The sequence below is a fragment of the Sulfitobacter sp. R86518 genome (assembly GCF_042466275.1).
Lineage (GTDB): Bacteria > Pseudomonadota > Alphaproteobacteria > Rhodobacterales > Rhodobacteraceae > Sulfitobacter > Sulfitobacter pontiacus.
Map to the genome: position 1 here is coordinate 1660064 of NZ_JAXHCA010000005.1, position 23750 is coordinate 1683813.

Annotated in this window: 19 protein-coding genes and 2 pseudogenes; 10 read left to right on the forward strand and 11 right to left on the reverse strand. The window is 60.3% G+C overall.

Features of this window, described 5'->3' with window-relative positions:
- The first annotated feature begins 50 nt into the window (after positions 1-50).
- Together SJY36_RS09065 and SJY36_RS09070 are read left to right on the forward strand one after the other, a co-directional pair.
- Positions 51-530, forward strand: a complete 480-nt coding sequence (locus SJY36_RS09065) for a thioesterase family protein (protein ID WP_005853740.1) — start codon at positions 51-53, stop codon at positions 528-530.
- Between the two features lie 36 nt (positions 531-566).
- Complete coding sequence (locus tag SJY36_RS09070) at positions 567-1019, forward strand: GNAT family N-acetyltransferase (RefSeq protein ID WP_386174448.1); 453 nt, start codon at positions 567-569, stop codon at positions 1017-1019.
- A gap of 86 nt (positions 1020-1105) precedes the next feature.
- On the opposite strand, the gene pgi is transcribed toward SJY36_RS09070, so the two are convergent.
- The 3 genes from pgi to zwf are packed head-to-tail and all read right to left on the reverse strand — an operon-like array spanning position 1106 to position 4829.
- Positions 1106-2695, reverse strand: coding sequence for a glucose-6-phosphate isomerase (pgi, locus tag SJY36_RS09075; protein ID WP_386174451.1), 1590 nt, complete (start codon positions 2693-2695; stop codon positions 1106-1108).
- On the reverse strand, positions 2692-3363 hold the full coding sequence (gene pgl / locus SJY36_RS09080; protein ID WP_386174454.1) for a 6-phosphogluconolactonase: 672 nt from the start codon (positions 3361-3363) through the stop codon (positions 2692-2694). Before pgl ends, pgi begins: the two co-directional genes overlap by 4 nt.
- Positions 3360-4829: a glucose-6-phosphate dehydrogenase gene (gene zwf, locus SJY36_RS09085; protein ID WP_064216451.1), complete on the reverse strand. Its 1470-nt coding sequence runs from the start codon at positions 4827-4829 to the stop codon at positions 3360-3362. The genes pgl and zwf overlap by 4 nt, the downstream gene beginning before the upstream one ends.
- A gap of 177 nt (positions 4830-5006) precedes the next feature.
- On the opposite strand from zwf, the gene SJY36_RS09090 reads away from it, so the two are divergent.
- A complete protein-coding gene (locus SJY36_RS09090; protein WP_009824723.1) occupies positions 5007-5954 on the forward strand; it encodes a radical SAM protein in 948 nt (315 codons plus the stop codon).
- Between the two features lie 18 nt (positions 5955-5972).
- On the opposite strand, the pseudogene SJY36_RS09095 reads toward SJY36_RS09090, so the two are convergent.
- A pseudogene (locus tag SJY36_RS09095) lies at positions 5973-6990 on the reverse strand (DUF2855 family protein).
- Positions 6991-7274: 284 nt separating this feature from the next.
- Between SJY36_RS09095 and gyrA the strand changes: the two are divergent.
- Positions 7275-10032, forward strand: a pseudogene (gene gyrA, locus SJY36_RS09100) (DNA gyrase subunit A).
- 139 nt (positions 10033-10171) lie between these two features.
- Here the strand turns inward: gyrA and SJY36_RS09105 are convergent.
- From SJY36_RS09105 to SJY36_RS09120, 4 genes are all read right to left on the reverse strand, one after another.
- On the reverse strand, positions 10172-10513 hold the full coding sequence (locus tag SJY36_RS09105) for a hypothetical protein (RefSeq protein WP_386174457.1): 342 nt from the start codon (positions 10511-10513) through the stop codon (positions 10172-10174).
- A gap of 142 nt (positions 10514-10655) precedes the next feature.
- Positions 10656-12131, reverse strand: a complete 1476-nt coding sequence (locus SJY36_RS09110) for a carboxypeptidase M32 (protein WP_386174460.1) — start codon at positions 12129-12131, stop codon at positions 10656-10658.
- The gene (ctaA, locus tag SJY36_RS09115) at positions 12131-13282 is read right to left on the reverse strand and encodes a heme A synthase (protein WP_037944373.1); all 1152 of its coding nucleotides are present in this window, start codon (positions 13280-13282) and stop codon (positions 12131-12133) included. Before ctaA ends, SJY36_RS09110 begins: the two co-directional genes overlap by 1 nt.
- A gap of 55 nt (positions 13283-13337) precedes the next feature.
- Complete coding sequence (locus SJY36_RS09120) at positions 13338-14090, reverse strand: RNA methyltransferase (RefSeq protein WP_037944374.1); 753 nt, start codon at positions 14088-14090, stop codon at positions 13338-13340.
- A 156-nt stretch (positions 14091-14246) separates the two neighbouring features.
- Here SJY36_RS09120 and SJY36_RS09125 point away from each other — a divergent pair, with 156 nt between their 5' ends.
- A complete protein-coding gene (locus tag SJY36_RS09125; protein WP_386174464.1) occupies positions 14247-14867 on the forward strand; it encodes a thiamine phosphate synthase in 621 nt (206 codons plus the stop codon).
- 16 nt (positions 14868-14883) lie between these two features.
- On the opposite strand, the gene SJY36_RS09130 is transcribed toward SJY36_RS09125, so the two are convergent.
- A complete protein-coding gene (locus tag SJY36_RS09130; RefSeq protein ID WP_386174467.1) occupies positions 14884-16209 on the reverse strand; it encodes a HupE/UreJ family protein in 1326 nt (441 codons plus the stop codon).
- On the opposite strand from SJY36_RS09130, the gene SJY36_RS09135 reads away from it, so the two are divergent.
- From SJY36_RS09135 to SJY36_RS09150, 4 genes are all read left to right on the forward strand, one after another.
- Positions 16208-17023: a DUF4198 domain-containing protein gene (locus tag SJY36_RS09135; protein ID WP_386174470.1), complete on the forward strand. Its 816-nt coding sequence runs from the start codon at positions 16208-16210 to the stop codon at positions 17021-17023. The genes SJY36_RS09130 and SJY36_RS09135 overlap by 2 nt on opposite strands.
- Positions 17024-17080: 57 nt before the next feature.
- Positions 17081-17965, forward strand: coding sequence for a PfkB family carbohydrate kinase (locus SJY36_RS09140; protein ID WP_037944378.1), 885 nt, complete (start codon positions 17081-17083; stop codon positions 17963-17965).
- Complete coding sequence (locus SJY36_RS09145) at positions 17962-18876, forward strand: pseudouridine-5'-phosphate glycosidase (protein WP_341205325.1); 915 nt, start codon at positions 17962-17964, stop codon at positions 18874-18876. Before SJY36_RS09140 ends, SJY36_RS09145 begins: the two co-directional genes overlap by 4 nt.
- Before the next feature lie 86 nt (positions 18877-18962).
- Positions 18963-19709, forward strand: a complete 747-nt coding sequence (locus SJY36_RS09150; protein ID WP_051577588.1) for a DUF502 domain-containing protein — start codon at positions 18963-18965, stop codon at positions 19707-19709.
- Here SJY36_RS09150 and SJY36_RS09155 read toward each other — a convergent pair.
- Positions 19702-20733, reverse strand: a complete 1032-nt coding sequence (locus tag SJY36_RS09155; protein ID WP_064216440.1) for a patatin-like phospholipase family protein — start codon at positions 20731-20733, stop codon at positions 19702-19704. The genes SJY36_RS09150 and SJY36_RS09155 overlap by 8 nt on opposite strands.
- 53 nt (positions 20734-20786) lie before the next feature.
- Positions 20787-21572 (reverse strand): 3-hydroxybutyrate dehydrogenase, encoded by a 786-nt coding sequence (locus SJY36_RS09160; RefSeq protein ID WP_289081053.1) that lies wholly within the window; start codon positions 21570-21572, stop codon positions 20787-20789.
- A gap of 411 nt (positions 21573-21983) precedes the next feature.
- Between SJY36_RS09160 and SJY36_RS09165 the strand changes: the two genes are divergently transcribed.
- Positions 21984-23702, forward strand: coding sequence for an extracellular solute-binding protein (locus tag SJY36_RS09165; protein ID WP_386174476.1), 1719 nt, complete (start codon positions 21984-21986; stop codon positions 23700-23702).
- Positions 23703-23750 lie beyond the last annotated feature (48 nt).

The following is a 23750-nucleotide window of genomic DNA, read 5'->3' on the forward strand; positions in this document are numbered from 1 at the left end:
CAAATCACCCCAGTCTTGCAAGCGCCCTCATTGCTGCTTACGCAGGGTTCATGACAGTTATTTATCACACGCCCCTTTCCCCCGATCAGCAACGCGCCGCCGGTATGCCAACACCGCAACCGCTGGCCATGGCAGATCAGGTCCGCTTCTCTGATCTGGACACCAACAACCACGTCAATAACACCGTCTATTTCGAATGGTTCGAACGGCTGCGCATCCGCTATACGCAGTCATTGGTGGAACGCGGGCTGATCGACAGCCCCGGCCCGCGCGTGGTGATCCGGTCAGGGTCGATCCGCTATCTGCAAGAGATGCTGGAGCGCGAGAATTACATCGTGACCTGCCGCTGCACCAGCTTTCGCAACACCTCTTACGCTTTGGCGCAAGAGGTTTGGGTAGGCCGCGAACTGCGGGCGACGTTCGAGTGTATTTTGGTACTGCTGGAACGGGACGGCTCCGGTCGGTATCCCCTGCCCGACCGTTTGAAACAATATTTTGAGCAGACTGAAAACGCCCGCCCCGAGGGGTAACCGCCGCGCGCGCATGCATCGAAAGGAACATAAGATATGACAGTCACCACCCGCCCGATGGACGCCGCGGATCGCAGTGCTTGGGAAGCGCTTTTTGCCGGCTACGCCGCCTTCTACAAGGTCGATCAGACGCCGCAGATGCGTGAAACCGTCTTTGGCTGGCTGATGGACCCCGATCACGGCAGCAATTGCATCGTGGCGCAGGATGCCAGCGGCACGCTTGTCGGATTTACTCATTACCGCCCCTTTGTCAGCCAGCTGCGCGCGGTGACGAACTGTTTTCTGGATGATCTGTTTGTCAGCCAGCAGGCCCGCGGTACCGGGGCCGCGCAGGCGCTGATCAAAGCGGTTGAGACGGTGGCGAAAAACAACGGCTGGGGCACGCTGCGCTGGATCACGGCAGAGGATAACTATCGCGGGCGTGGGGCCTACGACCAGCTGGCGACCCGCACGGGCTGGGTGACCTATGACATCGCGCTGAACGGGTAACCTGCAGCGCTGTGGGCGAAGTTGGGGATGAGGGGCGCTGCCCCTCACACTCCCCGGAGTTTATTTGGCAAAATGAAGCCGTGATCCTAATCGGCGTGTTTTGCAATAAAGGCGACAAGAGCGGCGGTCGAGCCGTCTTTATCGGTGGCAGGTGCCGCGCCCTCGACGATGGGCTGCAAAGAGGTGGCGAGCTCTTTGCCCAGTTCTACGCCCCATTGGTCGTAGGAATTGATGCCCAGGATGACCCCTTCCACAAAGACGCGATGTTCATACAGCGCGATGATCTGCCCCAGGGTGAACGGGTCGAGCAGAGGGTAGCTGAGCGTGGTCGAGGGGCGGTTACCGGGGAAGACGCGGTGGCGTGCCTGACGGTCCAGCTCGGCACCCGTCAGACCTTTTGCCGCCATCAGCTCTGACGCGTCTTGCAAGGATCGACCGCGCATCAAAGCTTCGGATTGCGCAAGACAATTGGCGATCAGCAGCTTGTGGTGATGTGTCAGGTCCGGCTCGTGCCCATTGGCCGCGATCAGGAATTCGCAAGGAATAACGCGGGTGCCTTGGTGGATCAGCTGATAGAACGCGTGCTGGCCATTGGTGCCCGCAGCCCCCCAGACGACGGGGCCCGTGTGATAGGGCGCGGTGCTGCCATCCATCAGGGTCGACTTGCCGTTGGATTCCATCTCAAGCTGCTGGAGGTAATCGGGCAGTTGCCCCAACCGCTGGTCATAGGGCAGCACAGCGCGGGTGGCATAGCCGCAGATCTGATTGTGCCAGATGCCAACCAAGGCCAGCAGCATGGGCATGTTCTCATGGGGGGCGGCCGCGCAGAAGTGACGGTCCATCGCCTGCCCGCCGCGCAGAAACGCATCAAAGGCGCGTGGGCCAATGGCGATCATCAGCGACAGGCCAATGGGCCCCCAGACGGAATAGCGCCCGCCGACCCAGTCTTCGAAGCCAAAGACCTGATCCGCATCGATGCCGAAATCGCTGGTCTTGTCCTGCGCTGTGCTCAGGGCGGCAAACTGCTTTGCCGGATCGCCGCCATTCTCTGTCATCCACGCACGTGCGGTGCGGGCGTTGGTCATCGTCTCGATCGTGGTGAAGGTCTTGGAAGCGACGATCACCAATGTGGTTTTCGCATCAAGCCCGCGGAGCGTGTCCGAGATATGCGCCCCGTCGACATTCGACACGAAGTGGCAGCGCGGCCCGTCATGATAGGGCGAGAGCGCCTGCACCGCCATCGCGGGCCCAAGATCGGACCCGCCGATCCCGATATTCACCACATCCGTGATGTCGCTGCTGCGGATCTGATCCGCGAAACCGCGCATCCGGTCGAGCGTATCATGGACGCCGGGCATCACATCCGCCCCATCCACCATCACCGCGCCACCATCAAGATTGCGTAGCGCGGTGTGCAATACGGCGCGGTCTTCGGTCTCGTTGATCTTTTCGCCTGCGAACATCGCATCGCGACGCGCGGGCACGTCGGCGGCGTCTACCAGTGCCAGCAGCGCATCCATCGTATCGCGGTCAAGATTGGTTTTGGAGAAGTCGAACAACATGTCGCCGGTCTGCGCGCTGAACGTCTGGGCGCGATCGGCTGTTTCGAACAACGACAGGATAGAGCGGTCTTGCACCGCCGCCTGCATACGGATCAAATCATCAAACTGCGTCATGGTGCCCAATGTACTGTTGCCTCGTTCAATACTGCGCCGATGGGGGCCTGAAGGGCCGGCAGGCTTTGCGCCTGTTCCACCGCTGCACGTTTTTCATCGCCAAAGATCACAAGATGTTTTGACATTGCGCCTTCCAGCACCCTGCGCGACAGGGTGATGCGCCCGATGTCCTGCCCGTCGACATCGATCGGACAGAGCGCCGGCGCGTCCGCGGCCATCGCCGCCTCCAGCCCGTTGGAACCGGGAAAGAGCGAAGCCGTGTGCATATCCGCGCCCATGCCCAGCAACAGCACCGACAGCGGCAATCGGGATTCGATCTGGGGGGACAGCGTTTCTGCGGCCTCGGCCGAGGTCAGCCCGTCGATATAGAACGGGGTGAACGCTGCCTCGGCCGCGCGACCCACCAGCAGGCGTTTGCGCAAGAGCCGCGCGTTCGACATCTCGTGGTCGGGGACGACCCAGCGTTCGTCACCCAGCATGACCTGCACCCGCGCCCAATCAAGATTGGCCGCGCTCAGGCTGTCAAAGATCGGCCCCGGGGTTGTTCCGCCCGGCACCGCAAAGCTGACCGTGTCATGGGACAGCAGGGCGTTCTTCAGCTCCCCTGCGATCAGATTGGCGAGGTCCATCGCAAGGACTTCGCGGTCAGCATATTCGATCAACTTCATGCAGAATACTCCCGCCATTGGCGCTGGTCACGGCGCATCAGTTCGTTGGCATCTGTCGGGCCGTCGGACCCGCTGTCGTAGGGTTTGGGCACATCATTGCGCGCTTCCCAGCCCTGGATGATCGGGTCGGTCCAGGCCCAAGCGGCCTCTACCTCGTCGCCGCGCATGAACAGGGTCTGGTTGCCACGGATCACGTCCATGATCAGACGTTCATAGGCGTCTACCTGTTCGGAGCCTTCAGGCCCCAAAGCGTCGGCGAATGTCATATCCAAGGGTACGTCCACCAAACGCATGCCGCCCGGGCCCGGTTCCTTGATCGTCACGCCAAGGGTGATGCCTTCGTTCGGCTGCAAACGGATCGACAGAACATTGCGGTGGCGGCCTGCGTCTTCTGCAAAAATCGAATGGGGTGTCTCCTTGAAGACGACCGTGATCTCGGAGGACCGCGCCGCCATGCGTTTGCCGGTACGTAGATAAAAAGGCGTGCCAGCCCACCGCCAGTTACTGATGTGGGTTTTCAGCGCGACGAAGCTTTCGGTGCGCGAGCGTGGATCCCCCACAGCGGTACGGTAACCGGGTTGTTCGGCCTCGTTGCACGGTTCCGCCTGATATTGACCGCGGGCGATGTGATGCGGCAGCACAGGGTCCAGCGCGCGGATCACCTTGAGCTTTTCATCGCGTACCGCGTCGGGGTCAAACCGCGCGGGCGGCTCCATCGCGATCAGGCACAAAAGCTGCATCAGGTGGTTTTGCACCATATCGCGCATGGCACCCGATTTGTCGTAATATTCGCCCCTGCCCCCAACGCCGACGGTTTCGGCCACGGTGATCTGGATGTGATCGACATATTGGCTGTTCCACAGCGGCTCGAACAGCATGTTGCCAAACCGCACAGCCATCAGATTTTGCACCGTCTCTTTACCCAGATAGTGGTCGATCCGGTAGATCTGGCTTTCGTCGAAATACTTGGCGAGCGTGGCGTTGAGCGCCTGCGCGGTTTTCAGGTCGCGGCCAAAGGGCTTTTCGACGACGATCCGGCTTTGCGCGTCAGCCATGCCCCATTGTTGCAGACGTTCCGCCAGATCACCGAACAAGGCGGGCGAGACGGAGAAATAATAGGCCTCTACCCGTTCGGTCCCGGCCATGAGCTTTTGCAACTCGGCCCAGCCGTCCTCGCCTTTGGCGTCAATCGCGACATATTCCAGCCGGTCGATGAACCCGTCCAGCTGCGCCTTCTCGTGCTCGAAGTCGCCGTTGAATTCGGCAATCGCCTCGCGGATCATCTGCTGGTAGCCCGCCCGGTCCATTTCTGTGCGCGCGGCACCAATGACACGGGCGTTTTCGGGCATCTGCCCTGCGCAAAAGCGCCGGAACAAGCCGGGCAGGATCTTGCGGCGCGCCAGATCGCCTGTGCCGCCGAAAATCACCAGATCAAAAGGATCGACCGGAATGACGCGTGATACCATATGGATGCTCCTTGTCGCGAGGCTACGACGTTTGGGTGCCGAGATGTGATGTTAGCGCAAACATACCGAGATTTCCGTTTTTCACAAGTCTGTGCACCAAATGACACGGGGTTTTATTGCGCATACCATTCGCATAGACAAAGAAAAGTAATTTATACAGGTGAGGCCCGGTTTCCTATGAAAGACGTTGTCGACGCAAATATTGGTAAATTTCAGGACCCTGCCCTGACGGCCAAGGGCGAACCCCGCGCGACTGTCAGCCTGACAAACCCGCAGACCCTGTGGTTCAACACCGGCACCCTGTGCAACATTGAATGTGTGAACTGCTATATCGCGTCCAGCCCGACGAATGATGCGCTGGTCTATATCACCGCCGACGAGGTGCGCGATTATCTGGGGCAAATCACGCAGCGCAACTGGCCGGTGACAGAGATTGCCTTTACCGGCGGTGAGCCGTTCATGAACCCGCAGATGATCGAGATCACCGAAGCCTCGCTGGCCGCCGGATATGACGTGCTGATCCTGACCAATGCCATGCGCCCGATGATGCGTAAATCGGTGCAAGCGGGGCTGGTGCGCCTGAACGAAGCCTATCCCGGCAAGCTGACATTGCGCATTTCCGTCGATCACTACCGCACCGATCTGCATGACGCAGAGCGCGGCGCGGGCGCGCTGGAAAAGACAGTGACCGGCATGAAATGGCTGCGCGACAATAACATCCGCATGGCCGTTGCAGGGCGGTCGGTTTTTGGCGCCACAGACGAAGACAGCCGCGCCGGATACGGGGCATTTTACGCGGAACACAGCTTTGACATCGACCCGCAAGACCCTGGGATGACAGTGCTTTTCCCTGAGATGGATGAAACCGTCGAAGTGCCCGAAATCACCACCGCCTGCTGGGGAATCCTGGATAAATCTCCCGATGCGGTGATGTGTTCAAGCTCGCGTATGGTGGTAAAGCGCAAAGGTGCCGCGACCCCTGCCGTGCTGGCCTGCACCCTGCTGCCCTACACCGAAGAGTTCGAGCTGGGCCATTCGCTGGAAGAAGCGGAAAAAGATGTTGCCCTGAACCACCCTCATTGCGCCAAATTCTGCGTCTTGGGCGGGGCAAGCTGTTCGGCCTGACCCCGCTCCCGCACAGCACTAGGGGCGGATGATCGCGCCGACCTTGGGGTCGGCCTCCCCTCGTGCGAGGGTGGCATAGACCTCTTCCGCATCGGCCACGCCGTCATGCACCTGCACCTCCATCCAATCGGATGCGCTGGCCGCGATGCGCTTCCACGCGGCGGTGATCTGCGCCTCGATCTTGCCGGGGCCCCATTCCTCGCGCCGCTTGGCGACCTGTGAGGGCGCAAAGAAGAATTGCGGCTTGGGGCCATCCAACGGGGCTGTCGGGGTGAACTGATCCCAATGGCTCAGCCCGACAGCCGAGGAATGTTTCAGCTGATTTTTCAACGTGCTGTGCAGTTTGGCTTTGACCGTACTATTGCCGGACATATCGACATAGACGGATGGGACATGGTCCAGCGCGTCGATCTGGTCGTAGGTCAGCACCGTATCGCAATGCCCCAAACCTTCGACAAAGGCGCGATTGCCAGAAGACGTGAGGCCCACGATCTTGACCCCGCGCGCCTCTGCCTCGGCGAGATAGCTGCACAGACCCAATCCGGTCTTGGACGATGCGCTGCCCACAATAATCTGCTTGGCATCGAAGAAATCATTATCCAGTAGCCAGTCGTAAATCAGATACGACGTCGCCAGCAGCGGTTGCAGCAAGGCGCGCAGGTGATCCTTCTGATGCGGGGGCGGTTTTGACGGGCGTGTACTGATTATAGATCAAGGGCAGTTTCGCGCGATGTGCCGCCGCATCCACCAGACCCGCCGCGCCTTTTTCAGGCGTGATCACCAGCTCGGAGGCCATTGGATAAAATCCATACAACCGCGTGCCGACCTCAAGCACATCTGTGCGGCTTTCGACGACTTTTGCAGTCCCCCATACGGGCACGATCCCCCATCCGTTTTCGGACGTCGGGAAAAACTGCCAATAGCCGATATCGAAACCCGCCGCCGCATAGGTTACATTGTTCGATGTCACCGCGAAGCTTTCGATCGCAAGACGCGCCTGCCCCGGTGCCAGCGGCTCTCCCTCCGCCTCGAGCATGCGGGTTTCGGTGATTGCGTTTTGATTGACCAATATCTGTTGCACGTAGATGCCTCCCCCTCGTTTTGCTTTAGCCTACCCCAAACGCGCGGGCTTGAACCACCAATTGACATTGACGTTACGCCACAAAAATCACGCCGGATTTAGTATCATTACATTTCAACAACTTAGCCTGATGAGCAAGTGAATCCCCGCCTGCCAAGGCCGCAGGCATTGCACCCGATATGCCCCGTCTGCTATACAAAACCGCAAGATATAGAACCAGCAAGAGCTAGGCAGATTACGTGAACGACACGCCAGAAACCCCTGAAAACGATGACGAAATCCCGGCTACGCGCCCCGTATATGATGGCCCCTCGGTCAATATCGAACACGAGATGCGGACATCCTATCTGGATTACGCCATGTCGGTCATCGTTTCGCGCGCCATTCCCGACCTGCGAGACGGGCTGAAACCGGTTCACCGCCGCATCATCTATTCGATGTATGAAAAAGGCATCACCCACGAAAAAGCCTACCGCAAGTCGGCAAAGTCCGTGGGCGACGTGATGGGTTCCTATCACCCGCATGGGGACAGCGCGATCTATGACGCTCTGGTCCGCATGGCGCAGGACTTCTCTATGTCGCTGCCGCTGATTGACGGTCAGGGTAACTTTGGCTCGATGGACGGCGATAGCGCTGCGGCGATGCGTTATACGGAATCCCGCCTTGATAAGGTCGCGTCCTTCATGACCGGCGATCTGGACAAGGAAACCGTTGATTTCATCGACAACTACGATGGCAAAGAACGCGAACCTACTGTTTTGCCTGCACGTTTCCCGAACATGCTGGTCAATGGCGCGGGCGGTATCGCCGTTGGTATGGCGACCAACATCCCGCCGCATAACTTGGGCGAAGTGATCGACGCCTGTCAGGCCCTGATCGAGAACCCCGATCTGACCTCGGAAGAGCTGATCGAATATATCCCCGGCCCCGACTTCCCCACCGGCGGGATCATGTTGGGTCGTTCGGGCGCGCGCAAAGCCTATCTTGAGGGGCGCGGCAGTGTGATCATGCGGGCCAAAACCCGTGTCGAAGAGATTCGTAAAGACCGTTTCGCCATCGTCATCGACGAGATCTGCTATCAGGTGAACAAATCCACCATGATCGAAAAGATCGCCGAGCAGGTGCGCGAGAAGAAGATCGACGGCATCGCCCATGTTCAGGACGAATTTGACCGCAACGGCGTGCGGGTTGTGATCGAGCTGAAGCGCGACGCGACGGCCGAAGTGGTGATGAACCAGCTTTACCGTTTCACCCCGATGCAGACCTATTTCGGCTGTAACATGCTGGCGCTCAACGGCGGCCGGCCCGAACAGCTGACCCTGCGCAAGTTCCTGACATCCTTCATCGATTTCCGCGAAGATGTCGTCGCCCGCCGCACTGCCTATCTGCTGCGCAAGGCGCGTGAACGCAGCCACATCCTGTGTGGTCTGGCCGTGGCCGTTACCAATATCGACGAGGTCGTCGCCACCATCCGGTCCTTCTGCCGATGCCGCAGAAGCGCGCGAAAAGCTGATGACCCGCCGTTGGCCCGCGGAACAGATCCTGCAATATATCGCATTGATCGACGATCCGACACATACCGCCAACGACGACGGCACCTATAATCTGTCCGAAGCACAGGCCCGCGCCATTCTGGAACTGCGTTTGCAGCGTCTGACACAGATCGGGGTGAAAGAGGTCACCGACGAGCTGGAAGAACTGGCCAAGAAGATCAAGGAATACCTGGAAATTCTGGGCAGCCGCGAACGGATCATGGGCATCATATCGGACGAGCTGGCCGAGGTGAAAGACCAGTTTGCCGTGCCGCGCCGCACAGAGATCGTCGACTGGTCCGGCGACATGGACGACGAAGACCTGATCGCGCGCGAGGATATGGTCGTGACCGTAACCTCCGGCGGCTATATCAAACGCACCCCGCTGGTCGATTTCCGCAGCCAACGTCGCGGCGGCAAAGGTGTTTCGGGCATGCAAACGAAGGAAGAGGACGTCGTCACCACCCTCTTCGTTGCCAATACCCACACGCAACTGCTGTTCTTTACGACCGACGGCATGGTCTACAAGCTCAAGACCTGGCGCTTGCCTCAAGGCGGGCGCACGTCAAAGGGCAAGGCGATCGTTAATATCCTGCCCATCCCGACCGGCGTTTCCATCGCGGCGATTATGCCCGTGGACCGTGACGAAAAAGAATGGGACGATCTGCAGGTGGTCTTTGCGACATCCGCGGGCACCGTGCGCCGGAACAAGCTGTCGGATTTCACCAACGTCATGCGCAACGGCAAGATCGCCATGAAGTTCGAGGACGACCACGCCGACACCACGCTGATCAACGCACGCATCGCGTCGAATGAAGATGATGTCATGCTGGTGACCAATTCGGGCCGCGCGATCCGCTTCCCAGCGACGGATGTGCGCGTCTTTAACAGCCGCGCCTCTGTCGGGGTGCGTGGGATCAAGCTGAACGGCGATGACAAGGTCGTCTCCATGTCGATCATCCGTCACTTCGACGCCAGCTCGGAAGAGCGGACGGCCTACCTCAAGATGCGCCGCGCGATGGCCGGTCTGGCCGATGATGCGGAAGGCGACGAAGACGAAGCCCCCGCCGATCCGAATTTCTCGCAAGAGCGCTACGCCGAAATGTCCGCGGCCGAGAATCTGCTGCTGACAATCACCGAAAAAGGCGCGGGCAAACTATCCTCCAGCCACGACTATCCCGTGCGCGGGCGTGGTGGCCTGGGTGTGACCGCGATGGACAAAGCGATGCGCGGTGGCGATATCGTCGCCTCCTTCCCTGTCGAGATGGATGATCAGATCATGCTCGCGACCTCTAAAGGGCAATCGATTCGCGTCCCGGTAGAGGGGATTTCCTTCCGGTCGCGCAGTGCCGGTGGCGTCAAAGTCTTTGACACCGGCCGCGGCGAAGTTGTGGTAAGCGTTGCCTGGATCGCAGACCAAGGTGATGAAACCGGCGACGACGAGATCGCAACGCCTGAGGCGTAAGTCGCCTGACAGACTGCTAAAAGCCGCCCCTCTTCCTGAGTGGGCGGCTTTTTCTTTGCGCGCTACGGATTGGAAACCCAAAAAAAAACGCCCCCGAGGGGGCGTTTTCGAAACTCTCAGATCGTCAGATCTGTATTGCTTACGTACCGTTGGAACCGTTTGTGCCGTTTGCGTCGTCATCGTTGCTTGCGATAACTGCAACTGCAACGATAACCGCTGCGATACCACCGGCTGCGGCAGGGCTCAGGCTTTCAAAGCCAACGCCACCAGCGGCGCTTGGATCGATGCAACGACGTGCAATGATGCCATCGATTTCGGTAGGTGCTTGGCAAGCGTAGGTAACGCCGTTTTCGCCAACAACTGTGGTTGGGTAGCCGGCAACGCCGGAATCACCACCAACAGCGGCTTGGGTTGTAACTTGGGCGGAAGCTGCGCCGGCAGTCATCAAAAGCGCGGCGGCAAATGCTGTAAAGCGTGTCATAATAATTTCTCCAGTTTGCGAAGGTCAAAAATCTTGATCATCATATCGCATATTTCAGGCGCAATAGCAAACTTGATATTGACGCTAGGGTCATCAGATCAAGTAAATGCAATTCAACCGACCGTTTTCGGGCTCGGCCAGACTATAATGCATATAGAGTGCTGAATTTCTCCGTCAAATAAGAAAGCAAGGGGGCCTCGCTCGGCTGCTCCCCGGTGGCGCGCGTGATCAAATCCCGCGGGGCGTAAAGCCCGCCGTGGCGCTGGACATTCTCGCGTAGCCAGCCCGTCGCCGCAGAAGTATCGCCCTGCGCCAATTGCGCATCCAGTTCCGGTACATCGCGGCGCAGCGCCGTATTCAGGCACCCGGCATAGACGTTGCCCAAGGAATATGTGGGGAAATAGCCGAACAACCCGACCGACCAATGTACATCTTGCAGCACGCCATTCGAGGGCCGGTCAACCGCATAGCCGAAATCGGCTTCGAACCTGTCGTTCCACGCGGCTTCCAGATCATCGACCTGCAGATCACCGGCCATCAAAGCGCGTTCCAGATCAAACCGCAAAAGCACGTGCAAATTGTATTGCAGCTCGTCGGCCTCGGTCCGGATATAGCCGTCAGAGACACGGTTGACGATGCGGTAGAAGGTTTCCTCATCCGCCACGCCAAAATCACCGAAGGCATCGCGCATCTGACGATACAACCAGCCGGTAAAGGCACGGCTGCGCCCAAGCTGGTTTTCATAGATCCGGCTTTGACTTTCGTGCACCCCCATAGACACCCCCGCCCCAAGCGGCGTCAAAAGGTAGTCCTTGTCGATGCCCTGCTCATAGCAGGCATGCCCGACCTCGTGGATGGTGGAATAGAAACAGTTGAACGGGTCCAGCTCGTTGGTGCGTGTGGTGATCCGCACATCAAGCCCAGACCCGCTTGAGAACGGATGCACGGCCTTGTCGACACGCCCCATGGACATATCATAGCCGAAGGTGGTGGCGAGCTGGCGTGTCAGCTTCATCTGGGTCTCCGCGTCAAAACGGCCCTCTAGCACCGGCGGTGCTTCGGCGGCGCGCACGGCTTCACGCAGGCGCGTCAGCTCGGGGCGCAATGCGCCGAACATCGCCTCCAGCTCGGCAGCACGCGCACCGGGTTCATAATCATCCAGCATCGCGTCATAGACATCGCCGCCAGCAGCCAGCGCCTGCCCTTCTTCGCGCTTCAACGCGATCACATCGGCCAAGGTTGGCGCAAAGGCCGCGACATCATCGGCGGCGCGCGCCTCGGCCCAGATGCCCTGCGCTTCCGAGGTGACCCGCGCGATGCGCGCGGCAAGGGCTGCGGGCACTTTAGAGCTGCGCGCGTGACTGCGACGGATTTCACGCAGCTGTGCTTGTCCGACGGGGTTCAGCGCCGCCTCGTCGATCCTGTCCAGCCATTCGGGAATGCGCGGATCCACACGGCGCGCATGAAGCACGCCTTCCATTGCCGCCATCTCCTCACCACGCTGCGGGGCGGCCCCGCGTGGCATGACGGTCTCCTGATCCCAACCCAACCGGCCCGCGACCTGTGCCAGCGCCTCGGTTTCGCGCTGGAACGCCATCAGCTCATCAAAAGCACTCATCAGGATTTACCTCGTACAGATGTCGGAATGGGATAGGCGCTCAGGAAGCGGGCGCGCAGGATCAGCACCCACAGCACCACGGCAAGCACCTGATGGAAGATCGCGATATGTACCGGCGCGGCGTTGATCACGGTCACAATGCCCAAGGCTATCTGCCCCAGCATCGCGATCATCATCAGGTTGAACGCTTTGCGCGTATTGGGATGCGCCGATTTACGGCCGCGCAGCCAGACCACGATCGCAAAGGCAAACAGCAGATAGCCCGCCATGCGGTGCATGAACTGCACCAGCCCGGGGTTTTCAAAGAAGTTACGCCAGACCGGCGTGATGCTGAAGGCGTCAGGCGGAAAGAACTGCCCCTGCATCAGCGGCCAATCGACAAAGAACCGCCCCGCATCGATCCCCGCGACCAGCGCGCCCAATAGGATCTGCAGGAAGGCAAAATGCAACAGGCCCGTGGACATGCCGAACAGCTTCGCCTCCTTGGCGCGTCGCGCCTGCATCAGGTCACGCTCGCTTCGGCCCAAGAGCAACGCATACCAGGTGATGAACCCAAGAATGACAAAGGCAAGCCCCAGATGCGTGGCCAAACGGTAGCTGGCGACATCCAGAACCGCCTCTCCGGTGGTGACGCCCGACGACACCATCCACCAGCCGATCGCACCCTGCAGACCGCCAAGACCGCCCAAGACAAGCAAACGCCCGGACCAGCCAACGGGGATCTGGCGACGCAAGAGAAACCACAAGAACCCGACAGCCCAGACCAGACCAATCACCCGCCCCAACTGCCGATGGCCCCATTCCCACCAGTAGATTGCTTTGAAATCAGACAGTTCCATCCAGGAGTTCTGGACCTGAAACTCGTCAATCTCTTGGTATTTGGCGAATTCCGACTGCCAGTCCGCCTCGTTCATCGGCGGCATGGCTCCGGTAAAGGGCTTCCATTCGGTGATGCTCAGGCCACTGTCGGTCAATCGGGTCAGACCGCCTACGGCGATCATCACAAAGACCAATGCGAATAGGATGAACAGCCAGATACGGATGCCACGGCGTGCCCCACCCCGCCCGCGGTCAATGCCGCCAGCCTGGGCCACGGGGCGCGTGGCCTGCGCCTCTCCTACGTCCTCGAACAGCTTTCGTTTTTCGGCCATGGTGCCTCTCGTCTGCTAGGGTTTGTGCAGAAGTAGGACACAAGCGCACAAAGGTCTAGCCGCGCTCTTTCCAACGTACCATCTGTCGCAGGGTGCCGTGCAAGGTCTGCACGTCGGCACGGGTCAGCGGCAGGCGCGACCACATGTTGCGCAGGTTGATCTTCATGCTGGCGGCCTTGTGCTCGGGGTAGAAAAAGCCGGCGGTGTCCAGACGGTCCTCGAAATGCCGTGCGAGATGTTCGATCTCGCTGTTGTCGGCCCAGTCGGTGCCCGCCATCTCGACCTGCTCGGCCACGACATCGCCCTGCGCGCGCATCCACTCATAGCCCATCAACAACACACATTGCGCAAGGTTAAGCGAGGCAAAGGCAGGGTTCACCGGGACCGAGACAATCGCATTCGCGCGGCTGATATCATCATTCTCAAGCCCTGCCCGTTCCGGCCCGAACAGCACTGACACACGGCGACCCTCGCGGATCATCTGCGCGGCTTTGGCCATAGCAGCTTCAGGACTATAAACCGGCTTGGTCAGATCACGATCGCGCGCCGTGGTGGCAAAAACAAAGGCAGCGTCACCCACGGCGCCGGCGACATCATCATAGATCACCGCCTCATCCAGCAACCGCCCCGCACCAGATGCCATGGCAACGGCCGACGGGTTCGGCCAGCCGTCACGCGGCGCGACAATGCGCATGCGATCAAGGCCAAAGTTCCACATGGCCCGAGCGGCGGCACCGATGTTTTCGCCCATCTGCGGGCGCACAAGCACAAAGGCCGGGATCTGCGGGTGTTCTACTGTATCATTCATGGGCACCTCATACGCGCGCGGCGCGCACCTCGCAAGAACGACGGGGCGCTCCGCGCGCCTTCCAAATGGGAAAAAATCCTCGCCGAAGGCATAAAAGTTTTTCTTTCCCCGCGTGATCCGCTAATTGACGCGCAATAACGCAAAGGACAGCAAGCCATGGATACGCCCGAACAGCCGCAGCTTTACCTGATTACCCCGCCCGAGCTTGAACTCTCCAGCTTTCCCGACCAGCTGGCGCGTGTGCTGGATGCGCATGATGTGGCCTGCGTGCGTCTGGCGCTTAGCACCCGTGACGAAGATCGCGTGATGCGCGCGGCGGATGCGCTGCGGGGCGTCACCGACGCGCGTGACATTGCGCTGGTGATTGCGGATCACACTTTGCTGGCGGAACGGCTGGGGCTTGATGGCGTGCATCTGTCGGATGCGGCACGCTCCGTGCGTCATGCGCGCAAGACCTTGGGCGATGACGCCATTGTCGGCAGCTTTTGCAACGGCTCGCGTCACGACGGCATGGCCGCAGGCGAAGCGGGGGCGGATTACATCAGCTTTGGTCCGGTGAACGCGTCCCTGCTGGACGATGGCACCCACGCCGAACAAGACCTGTTCCAGTGGTGGTCCGAAGTGATCGAAGTGCCGGTCGTCGCCGAAGGCGGGCTCAACTCCGATCTGATCCGCGCGCTCACCCCCGTTACCGACTTTTTCGGCATCGGGGATGAAATCTGGACCAGCGAAACACCCCAGCAGGCGCTCGCTGATCTGATTGCCGCGATGAAGTAACCGCGCAGGGCGGGTGTTACAGGAACACCCGCTCTACGAACCAATAGGCCCCGATGACCGCAATCGCGACTGACGCCGGAATGGCGACAAAGCGACGGTAGGGTGCCGCGACCTGACGGAACTGCACCGACAGGAAACACCCGGTAAAGACCAGCGCCAGCGGGATCAGGAACACCGGCACCGGTGCCTCCAGCAGCGCGGCCACGGCGGGCATCGGTACAATGCACAGCGCCAGCGCAATCACCGTCAGCGCCACATAAAGCCCCTTGGCCGCACGCGGGTCACCCTGCCCGCGCATCACCCGCAAGGCTTGCCAGACACAAAGGAACATGACGGCAATCACGGTGAGCTGCCCGATCTCTACCCCGATGTTGAACCCGATGAGCGCAGGGATGAACTGGTCTTGCGGCAAGCCGAATTCCCCCAGCACCGACGCAAAACCAAGCCCGTGCAACAGACCAAAGCCAAAGATCACCAGCGGTCTCCATGGGCTGAGCCCTGCAAGAAAGATATTCTCGACCGCGACGTAGACGATAGAGGCGGCGATCAACGGCTCGACAATGCTGCCGGGGACAGTCACCCAGCCAAGCGCGCCAAGCGCCAATGTCACCGTATGCGCTGCCGTAAACGCCGTGACCTGCCAGATCAGCGGGCGCAGATGTGTCGACAGGAAAAATAGGCCCAGCACGAACAGGATATGATCCAGCCCCTTGGGCAGGATGTGATCGAACCCGACGGGAATATAGCTGGCAAACGCCTCCCACGCGGATTGCTGTCCGCCGCCAGCAAGCAAAATTTCGGGGCTTTCCGCGCCACCGTCCAGATAACCGGTATAGGGGTTTTCGACCCCTTGCTGACGCAGGACCAGCGCGCCCGACCCATCGGGCCATGACACCACCAGCCCGCGCGTGTCTTGCGGCACCGTTGCTTGCAGCGACCATTCGGCGATGCGGGGCAGCTCTGGGTTCACATCTTCGGGAAGCGTCAGCGCCACTGCCTCCAGCGCGACAGGCTCCCCATCGGCGCGCAGCAGCGGTAGCGCGTTCCACTGGGCCAGCAATTCCGGCGCACGGGCCGCGACCTCATCGGCGGGCAAGGCACGCAAGCTGTCGTAATCGCTGGCATTTTCGGCATCATTCGTATCGGCCACCGCGTCCAGATCAATGTCGGACATCAACGCCTCTAGGTTCACGCGCAGATCAAGCGTGACCTGACCGTCGCTGCTTTGCACATCGGCGATGGTCGGCACGACCTCATGCGCCTGCGCGAGCCCTGCCATCCCACTTGACAAAACCAGCGCATAGGCCAGCTTGAGTATCAGTTTATAAAAGGTTGTTGTCATGTTTCTGTCCCGTTTCGTACTCGTACTATCATTCTTATTACCAACTTCGGCTGTCACTGCGCATGAATTCTGGTTGGACGCGCCCGCGTATCAAGTACAGACCGGTACCGAAATAACAACCGACATCCGCAACGGTGAGTTGTTCGAAGGCACACGCCTCGCCTATTTCCCGAACAGCACCGAACGGTTTGACGTGACTTTTGACGGGGAAACCACACCGGTCTCAGCGCGCATGGGCGATATCCCGGCGCTGAAGATGACCGCGCCGGATCAGGACGGGCTGGCAATCGTCGCGCATCAGGCCAAGGCGACAATGCTGACCTATAAAGACTGGCAAACATTCGTCGGATTTACCGTGCACAAGGATTTCATGCAGGCATTGGCCGAGCACCGCTCCAAGGGTTACCCCCAAGACAAGGTGCGCGAACGCTATAGCCGCTATTCCAAGGCGCTGATCGCTGTCGGCGACGGACAAGGTGAAGACAAAGCCTTGGGGCTTGAAACCGAACTTGTCGCGCTCACCAACCCCTACACGCTTACGGCCGATCAGCAAATGGAGGTCGCGCTGGCCTACCAGCAAGAGCCGCGCCGCGATGTGCAGGTTGAAGTCTATGAACGCGACGCCGACAAGAACGTCACCGTGACCAAATACCGGACGGATGACACGGGGCACGTCCGATTTCCGGTTACCGCGGGGATGACCTATCTGGTGGATGCCGTGGTGCTGCGCCCTGCCCCGGACGTGGAAACCACCCCCACCAGCCCCCAATGGGAGAGCCTTTGGGCATCGCTGACATTTGCCGTGCCGGAATAGGCCTTTTCGCGCCGCCGCGCCTTGCGCCCGCCATATCGGTTGGGCCATACCGGCGGCATGACACATACACCTGACATTCTCTGCATCGGTTCGGTGCTTTGGGACATTATCGGCCGTGGCGATACGGTCATGCGACAAGGCTCGGATATGCCCGGTCGCATCTCGCGTCTGCCCGGTGGCGTTGCGCTGAATATCGCGATGGCGCTGGCCCGCTTTGGGCTGTCCCCCGCCCTCATCAGCGCCGTCGGCCGCGACCCCGAAGGGGACGAGCTGATCGCCGCGTGCAAGCTGCGCGGGCTGCATACGGATCATGTGTACCGCTCGGATGATCTGCCCACGGACCGCTATATGGCGGTCGAGGGCACCAACGGCCTGATCGCCGCCATTGCCGATGCCCATTCGCTTGAGGCTGCGGGCGATAAAATCTTGCGCCCGTTCGAAGACGGATCACTGCCCACTCCCTACCGCGGGGCCGTGGCGCTGGATGGCAACCTGACGCTGGACCTGCTGTCGCAAATGGCCCGTAGCCCGCTGCTTGAGCATGCCGATCTGCGCGTCGCTCCTGCGTCGCCGGGCAAGGCGCAACGGCTCACACCGTTTTTGCAGGCGGAACGCGGCACGCTTTACGTCAACCTCGAAGAAGCGGGGCTGCTGTGTCAGGCGACATTCGACAATTCGCGCGATGCGGCCACGGCGCTGCTGTCCCGCGGTGCCGTGCGCGCGGTGGTCACCGATGGCGGCAATCCCGCGACGGTGGGTGCGCCAAGCGGTCTGATCACCCAGAACCCGCCCCCCGTCTCTGTCACCCGCGTCACCGGTGCCGGTGATACGTTCATGGCTGCCCATATCGCGGCTGAAATCAAAGGGGCGGCACCAGACGCGGCCCTGACCCAAGCGCTTAGTGCCGCTGCTCAATATGTTTCTGGAGAGACCAAAATATGATTCCCCTGCACCGCTCTGCCGAAGTCGCCAAAGCCCATGCGAATGGCACCCCCGTTGTTGCGCTGGAAAGCACGATCATCACCCACGGGATGCCCTATCCGCAAAACCTAGAGGTCGCGCGTCAGGTCGAGGCGGATGTGCGTGAGGCCGGTGCGATCCCCGCCACCATCGCTGTGATCGACGGGCGGTTGCACATCGGGCTCGAGGACGACGAGCTGACGGCATTGGCGCAGGCCAAGAACGTTGCGAAACTGTCGCGCGCCGATATGGCGGCCTGCATCGCCACGGGCGGCACCGGCGCCACAACGGTTGCCGCGACGATGATCGCCGCCCATCTGGCCGAGATCGCGGTTTTTGCCACCGGCGGTATCGGCGGCGTGCATAAGGGCGCAGAAGACAGCTTTGATATCTCTGCCGACCTGATGGAACTTGCCCAAACGCCGGTGACCGTTGTCGCCGCAGGGGCCAAGGCCATTCTCGATGTGGCCAAAACGCTCGAGGTGCTGGAAACGCAAGGTGTGCCGGTGATCACCGTCGGCCAAGACAGCTTCCCCGCGTTCTGGAGCAGCACCTCCCCGCTGAAATCGCCCCTGCGCATGGATAACGCGGCAGATATCGCCGCCGCCCATAAAATGCGCGGTCTAATGGGTCTGCCCGGGGGGCAGCTGGTCGCCAACCCGATCCCTAAAGAGGATGAAATCGCCGCCGCTGATCTGGCTCCCATCATCAAGGCCGCCCAAGCCGATGCCAATACCCATGGCATCAGCGGTAAGGCCGTGACCCCCTATCTGTTGCAGCGCATCTTCGAACTGACCGAAGGCCGGTCGCTGACCGCGAACATCGCATTGGTGCGCAACAACGCCCGTTTTGCGTCCAAAATTGCGGCTGCACTTATGTCAAAAGACGCATAAAGCTTAATTATTATGCGTCCTCCATTGTAGCAACGCGTGAAACGCCCTAGCTCTAACGCATTGCTGCAGTGGGATAACCTTCATTCATGAACACACCGTTTACGCCGCCCCTTCCTCCCGCACCGCGCCGGACTTTGTTCGCGCGGATCAGGGCTTCGTTCCTGACGGGGCTGGTGGTGATCGCGCCGGTCGGCCTCACCATCTGGCTGATCTGGACCGTGATCGGCTGGATCGACGGGATCGTGCTGCCGATGGTGCCGCTGGCCTATCACCCTGATCGGCTGATCCAGACGTATTTCGGGTTGGACCCGTCTGCCCAGATCAACGTGCGCGGCATCGGTGTGATCATCTTCTTGCTGTTCACGGTCATCGTAGGTTGGCTGGCCAAGGGCATCATCGGCCGGTCGTTCATCCGTTTCGCCGAAAGTCTGGTAGAGCGTACACCTGTGGTGCGGACCATCTATTCCGGCATCAAGCAGATTTCGGAGACGATTTTCGCCCAGTCAGAGCGCAGCTTTGAAACCGCCTGCATGATAGAATACCCGCGTAAGGGTATGTGGGCGCTTGGTTTTATCTCTATCCCCGCAAAGGGAGAGGTCGCCGCCGCAGGGGGTGAAGGGTCGAACCTTGTGGGGGTGTTTGTGCCGACCACGCCCAACCCTACCTCGGGCTTTTTGTTGTTCGTGCCGCAAAAGGATGTGACCGAGCTCGACATGTCGGTCGAGGACGCGGCCAAGCTGGTGATCTCTGCCGGTCTGGTCTATCCGCCAAAGAAACCGGTGCCGGTGGACCCATCCGCGACCCCGCGACCCGACCGCATTTCCCCTAGCTGAACATCTTGCGCAGATCGACTGAACTGCGTTTGCCTATACTGTCGATATCGGTTTGCAGAAACCGCTCGGCCGAGGTGCGGCCCGCGGATTTAAGCGCGGTGATTACTGCCCCATTCGGCACGCTTTTGGTAGCGGTGGACAGCTGTGACATCAGATCGTCGTCAGCGATCATGTGAATCCGCAACCGCTGCATCTGGCCTTCCTCGACACGTCCCTGATCCAACAGGTTCTGTACAAAGTGGATCGCACGAAGTTCGCGTAACAGGCTGGAATTAAAGCTTATTTCATTCACCCGATTGTGGATCATCTGCGGCGTGGTGGGCAGTTCGTCCCGTTCAAGCGGGTTGATATTGATGATGACGATGTCCCCCGGCAGGTCCGAGGAATACAGCGGGAAAAGCGCCGGATTGCCGGTATAGCCCCCGTCCCAGAACGCCTCGCGCCGGCCCGATTTCGGATCCTCCATCTCGATCGCCTGAAACAGCGTCGGCAGACAGGCAGAGGCGAGGATCGCGTCCGGTGTGATCTCTTCTTTCTCGAAGACGCGGATCTTGCCGTCGCGCACTTTGGTCGCGCTGACAAACAGCCGTGGTCCTGCCGCCTCGCAGATATGTTCGTAATCAAACGTCTCGACGATATCGCGCAGCGGGTTGCGATAGAGCGGGCCGTAGACATAGGGCGACACGATCTGCGTCATCGCCGTGCTGAGCATGACCGGCCAGCTATAGGCCATCGCCTGACTAAGCGCACCGACGCCAAAGGGGGCCATCCAGCCATTCAGATGCAGGTTCCCGACACCGGCCACCCTGTCCCACAGCCAATCCAGATTATCGCGCGCGGCCTGATGCCCGCCCTTGATCAGCCCCGCCTTCAACGCAGCGCCGTTCAGTGCGCCAGCCGATGTGCCGGAAATACCGCTGATCTCAAGCTCTGGCTCTTCCAGCAGCCGGTCAAGCACGCCCCAGGTGTAGGCCCCATGCGCGCCGCCGCCCTGTAGGGCAAGGTTGATCTGTTTTTTCTGCATCTAGACGCTCCGCCAATCGGCGCGCGCGAGGAATCCCGCGCGCGCGTGCTATATTACAGGGCGGTCCAGCCACCATCGACGCTGATCGTTGTACCGGTGATCTGGTCCCCTGCCTCGGAACACAGGAAGGTCGCGGTGCCGCCCAGTTGTTCGACCGTGGCGAACTCTTTCGACGGTTGGCGCTTGAGCATGACGTTCTTGATCACCTCTTCGCGCGACATGTCGTATTCTTTCATCGTATCGGGGATCTGCTTTTCTACGATATCGGTCAGCACATAGCCCGGGCAGATGGCATTGCAGGTGATCGGGTCTTCGGCCGTTTCCAGGGCTGTGGTTTTGGACAGCCCTACGATCCCGTGCTTGGCCGCAATATAAGCGGATTTATAGGGCGAGGCTGTCAGCCCGTGGGCCGAAGCGACGTTGATCACGCGGCCCCAGCCCGCCTCGCGCATCATTGGCAAAGCCACCGCGGTGGTATGAAACGCAGAGCTGAGGTTGATGGCGATGATCGCGTCCCATTTCTCGGTCGGGAAGCTGGGGATCGGCGCGACATGCTGGATGCCCGCGTTGTTCACCAAAATATCGCAGCGCCCTGCATCGGTGATCAGCTGGCGGCATTCTTCGGCTTTCGACATATCCGCCTTGATATAGCGCGCGGTGACGCCGGTTTCGGCGGCGATGTCTTTCGCAATAGCGTGGTCTTCGTCGCTGTCGGTAAAGGAGTTCAGCACAACATCCGCCCCCGCCCGCGCCAATGCCCAAGCGATGCCAAGCCCGATACCGGAATTGGACCCCGTGATGACTGCTGTTTTTCCTGAAAGATCGATGCTGTAAGCCATGAAAATCTCCTAGCGTTTCTGCAGGTGCATCATGGCGGGCTGCGAAACGAATGGAAACGGCTAATTCCGCACCCCGGCGGAATGCCCCTGCTGCCCGGACATATGCCAGATCACGGGCAAAAAAAAACGTCCGCACGAAGCGGACGTTAAGTTATTGAGGCAGGTTTCATACAGGCAAGAAACCTATCGAGCAGTGAGTTCGTTATACGCAATTCGCCGCCGTAATCCAAGCTTAAAGTTTGAACTGTAGCCGCCGCATCGCTAAGGAATACGCTAATAAAACAAGGGCAGAGCGGGATTGTTGCTAAAATGGCGTTTAAATTTTTCCAAAGCTGTCGGGCAGTTGCAGCTGTTTCTTCACTGATTCTTCTCAGTGGATTTGCCCGCGCCGAGCCCGCACATGGTATATCTATGTATGGGGACCCTGCTCTCCCACCTGATTTTGTGTCGCTGCCCTATGCCAACCCGGACGCACCCCAAGGCGGTGCGATCGTTCTGGGCAACACCGGCGGGTTTGACAGCCTCAATCCCTTCGTGCGCAAGGGCACTTCTCCGTGGCAGTTGCCGTTCTTTACCCATGAAAGCCTGATGGGCCGTTCGTGGGATGAACCTTTCGCGCTTTACGGGCTTTTGGCCGAATTGATTGAGGTCCCGGAGGACCGGTCCTGGGTCGAATTCACCCTGCGACCCGAGGCGCGCTTCTCCGATGGCAGTCCGGTCACCCCCAAAGATGTGATCTTTAGCTACGACATGCTCGGCACAGAGGGGCACCCGCGCTACCACGGGCTTTATGCCCAGATCGACAGCATCACCCAGACCGGTCCGCGCAGCGTCAGAATGGTGTTCAACACCGACAACCGAGAGCTGGCCCTGCTGGCAGGGATGCGCCCGATCCTGAGCAAGGCGCAATGGGAGGGCCGCGATTTCGCCAACGCCCCGCTGGCGGAGATACCGCTGGGCTCCGGCCCCTATGTGGTCAGCGATTATAAGGCGGGCAAACAGGTCACGCTGACGCGCAACCCTGACTACTGGGGCAAGGATGTGCCGTTTCGCAAAGGCACCCATAACATCGACGAGATAAAGCTCGACTTTTATGGCGACGCGAATGTGTTGTTCGAGGCGTTCAAGGCCGGAGAAATTTCCGCCCTGCGCGAATTCAACGCCGAAAGCTGGGCGACGCAATATGACTTCCCGGCCGTGCAGCGCGGTGATGTGGTCAAATCCACCTTCGCCCATAGCAAACCCTCGGGCATGACCGGATTGGTCATGAACACCCGCCGCGCCCCGTTTGACGACATCCGTGTGCGCGAGGCGCTGATCGCGGCCTTTAACTTCGAGTATATCAACGAGACGCTGACCGGCGGGGCGCAACCGCGCATTACCTCTTATTTCTCGAACTCCCCGCTGGCGATGCAAGACGGCCCCGCCACCGGCCGCGTGGCCGAGTTGTTGACCCCCTTTGCTGATGACCTGCCTGCCGGCGCGCTTGACGGCTATGCGCTGCCCGTGTCCGACGGATCCGCCCGCAACCGCGCGGGCATCCGCCGCGCCATGGGCGCGTTGGCCGACGCGGGATTCAGCGCCGATGGCGGCACCATGCGGGGGCCTGACGGGCAGCCCTTGTCGTTCAGCATCCTGCTGTCCAAAGGCAGCAGCGAGAATATCGCCATTGCCGAGCTTTATATCCAGGCGCTGGCCCGTCTGGGCATCACCGCCCGCGTGGACGCTGTGGATGACGCCCAATTCGTCGCGCGCAACGCGGCCTTCGACTTTGACATGGCCATCTTCCGCCGCGCCCTCTCGCTGAGCCCGGGCAACGAACAACGCTATTACTGGGGGTCGGAGGCAGCCGATCAGGAAGGCAGCCGCAACCTGATGGGGGTAAAATCCCCTGCCATTGACGCGATGATCAATACGATGGTCGGGGCCAGCAGCGCCGAGGATTTCACCGCCGCCACCCGCGCGCTGGATCGCGTGCTGACCGCCGGGCGCTATGTCATTCCGTTCTGGCAGTTCACCGAAGACCGCATCGCGCATGTCGCAGCGATGAAATACCCTGAACACGTGCCGCTGTATGGCGACGGGCCGAACTATATGCCCGAGGTCTGGTGGATTGAACCGGCCCAGTAAGCGACGCGTGTAGGTATCAGGCGGCGGTGCCTGTGGCGTAGCGGCCCT

Coding starts and splice junctions, on each gene's coding strand:
- SJY36_RS09065 (WP_005853740.1), top strand. CDS start 51: ATGACAGTTATTTATCACACGCCCCTTTCCCCCGATCAGCAACGCGCC.
- SJY36_RS09070 (WP_386174448.1), top strand. CDS start 567: ATGACAGTCACCACCCGCCCGATGGACGCCGCGGATCGCAGTGCTTGG.
- pgi (WP_386174451.1), bottom strand. CDS start 2,695: ATGACGCAGTTTGATGATTTGATCCGTATGCAGGCGGCGGTGCAAGAC.
- pgl (WP_386174454.1), bottom strand. CDS start 3,363: ATGAAGTTGATCGAATATGCTGACCGCGAAGTCCTTGCGATGGACCTC.
- zwf (WP_064216451.1), bottom strand. CDS start 4,829: ATGGTATCACGCGTCATTCCGGTCGATCCTTTTGATCTGGTGATTTTC.
- SJY36_RS09090 (WP_009824723.1), top strand. CDS start 5,007: ATGAAAGACGTTGTCGACGCAAATATTGGTAAATTTCAGGACCCTGCC.
- SJY36_RS09105 (WP_386174457.1), bottom strand. CDS start 10,513: ATGACACGCTTTACAGCATTTGCCGCCGCGCTTTTGATGACTGCCGGC.
- SJY36_RS09110 (WP_386174460.1), bottom strand. CDS start 12,131: ATGAGTGCTTTTGATGAGCTGATGGCGTTCCAGCGCGAAACCGAGGCG.
- ctaA (WP_037944373.1), bottom strand. CDS start 13,282: ATGGCCGAAAAACGAAAGCTGTTCGAGGACGTAGGAGAGGCGCAGGCC.
- SJY36_RS09120 (WP_037944374.1), bottom strand. CDS start 14,090: ATGAATGATACAGTAGAACACCCGCAGATCCCGGCCTTTGTGCTTGTG.
- SJY36_RS09125 (WP_386174464.1), top strand. CDS start 14,247: ATGGATACGCCCGAACAGCCGCAGCTTTACCTGATTACCCCGCCCGAG.
- SJY36_RS09135 (WP_386174470.1), top strand. CDS start 16,208: ATGTTTCTGTCCCGTTTCGTACTCGTACTATCATTCTTATTACCAACT.
- SJY36_RS09130 (WP_386174467.1), bottom strand. CDS start 16,209: ATGACAACAACCTTTTATAAACTGATACTCAAGCTGGCCTATGCGCTG.
- SJY36_RS09140 (WP_037944378.1), top strand. CDS start 17,081: ATGACACATACACCTGACATTCTCTGCATCGGTTCGGTGCTTTGGGAC.
- SJY36_RS09145 (WP_341205325.1), top strand. CDS start 17,962: ATGATTCCCCTGCACCGCTCTGCCGAAGTCGCCAAAGCCCATGCGAAT.
- SJY36_RS09150 (WP_051577588.1), top strand. CDS start 18,963: ATGAACACACCGTTTACGCCGCCCCTTCCTCCCGCACCGCGCCGGACT.
- SJY36_RS09155 (WP_064216440.1), bottom strand. CDS start 20,733: ATGCAGAAAAAACAGATCAACCTTGCCCTACAGGGCGGCGGCGCGCAT.
- SJY36_RS09160 (WP_289081053.1), bottom strand. CDS start 21,572: ATGGCTTACAGCATCGATCTTTCAGGAAAAACAGCAGTCATCACGGGG.
- SJY36_RS09165 (WP_386174476.1), top strand. CDS start 21,984: ATGTATGGGGACCCTGCTCTCCCACCTGATTTTGTGTCGCTGCCCTAT.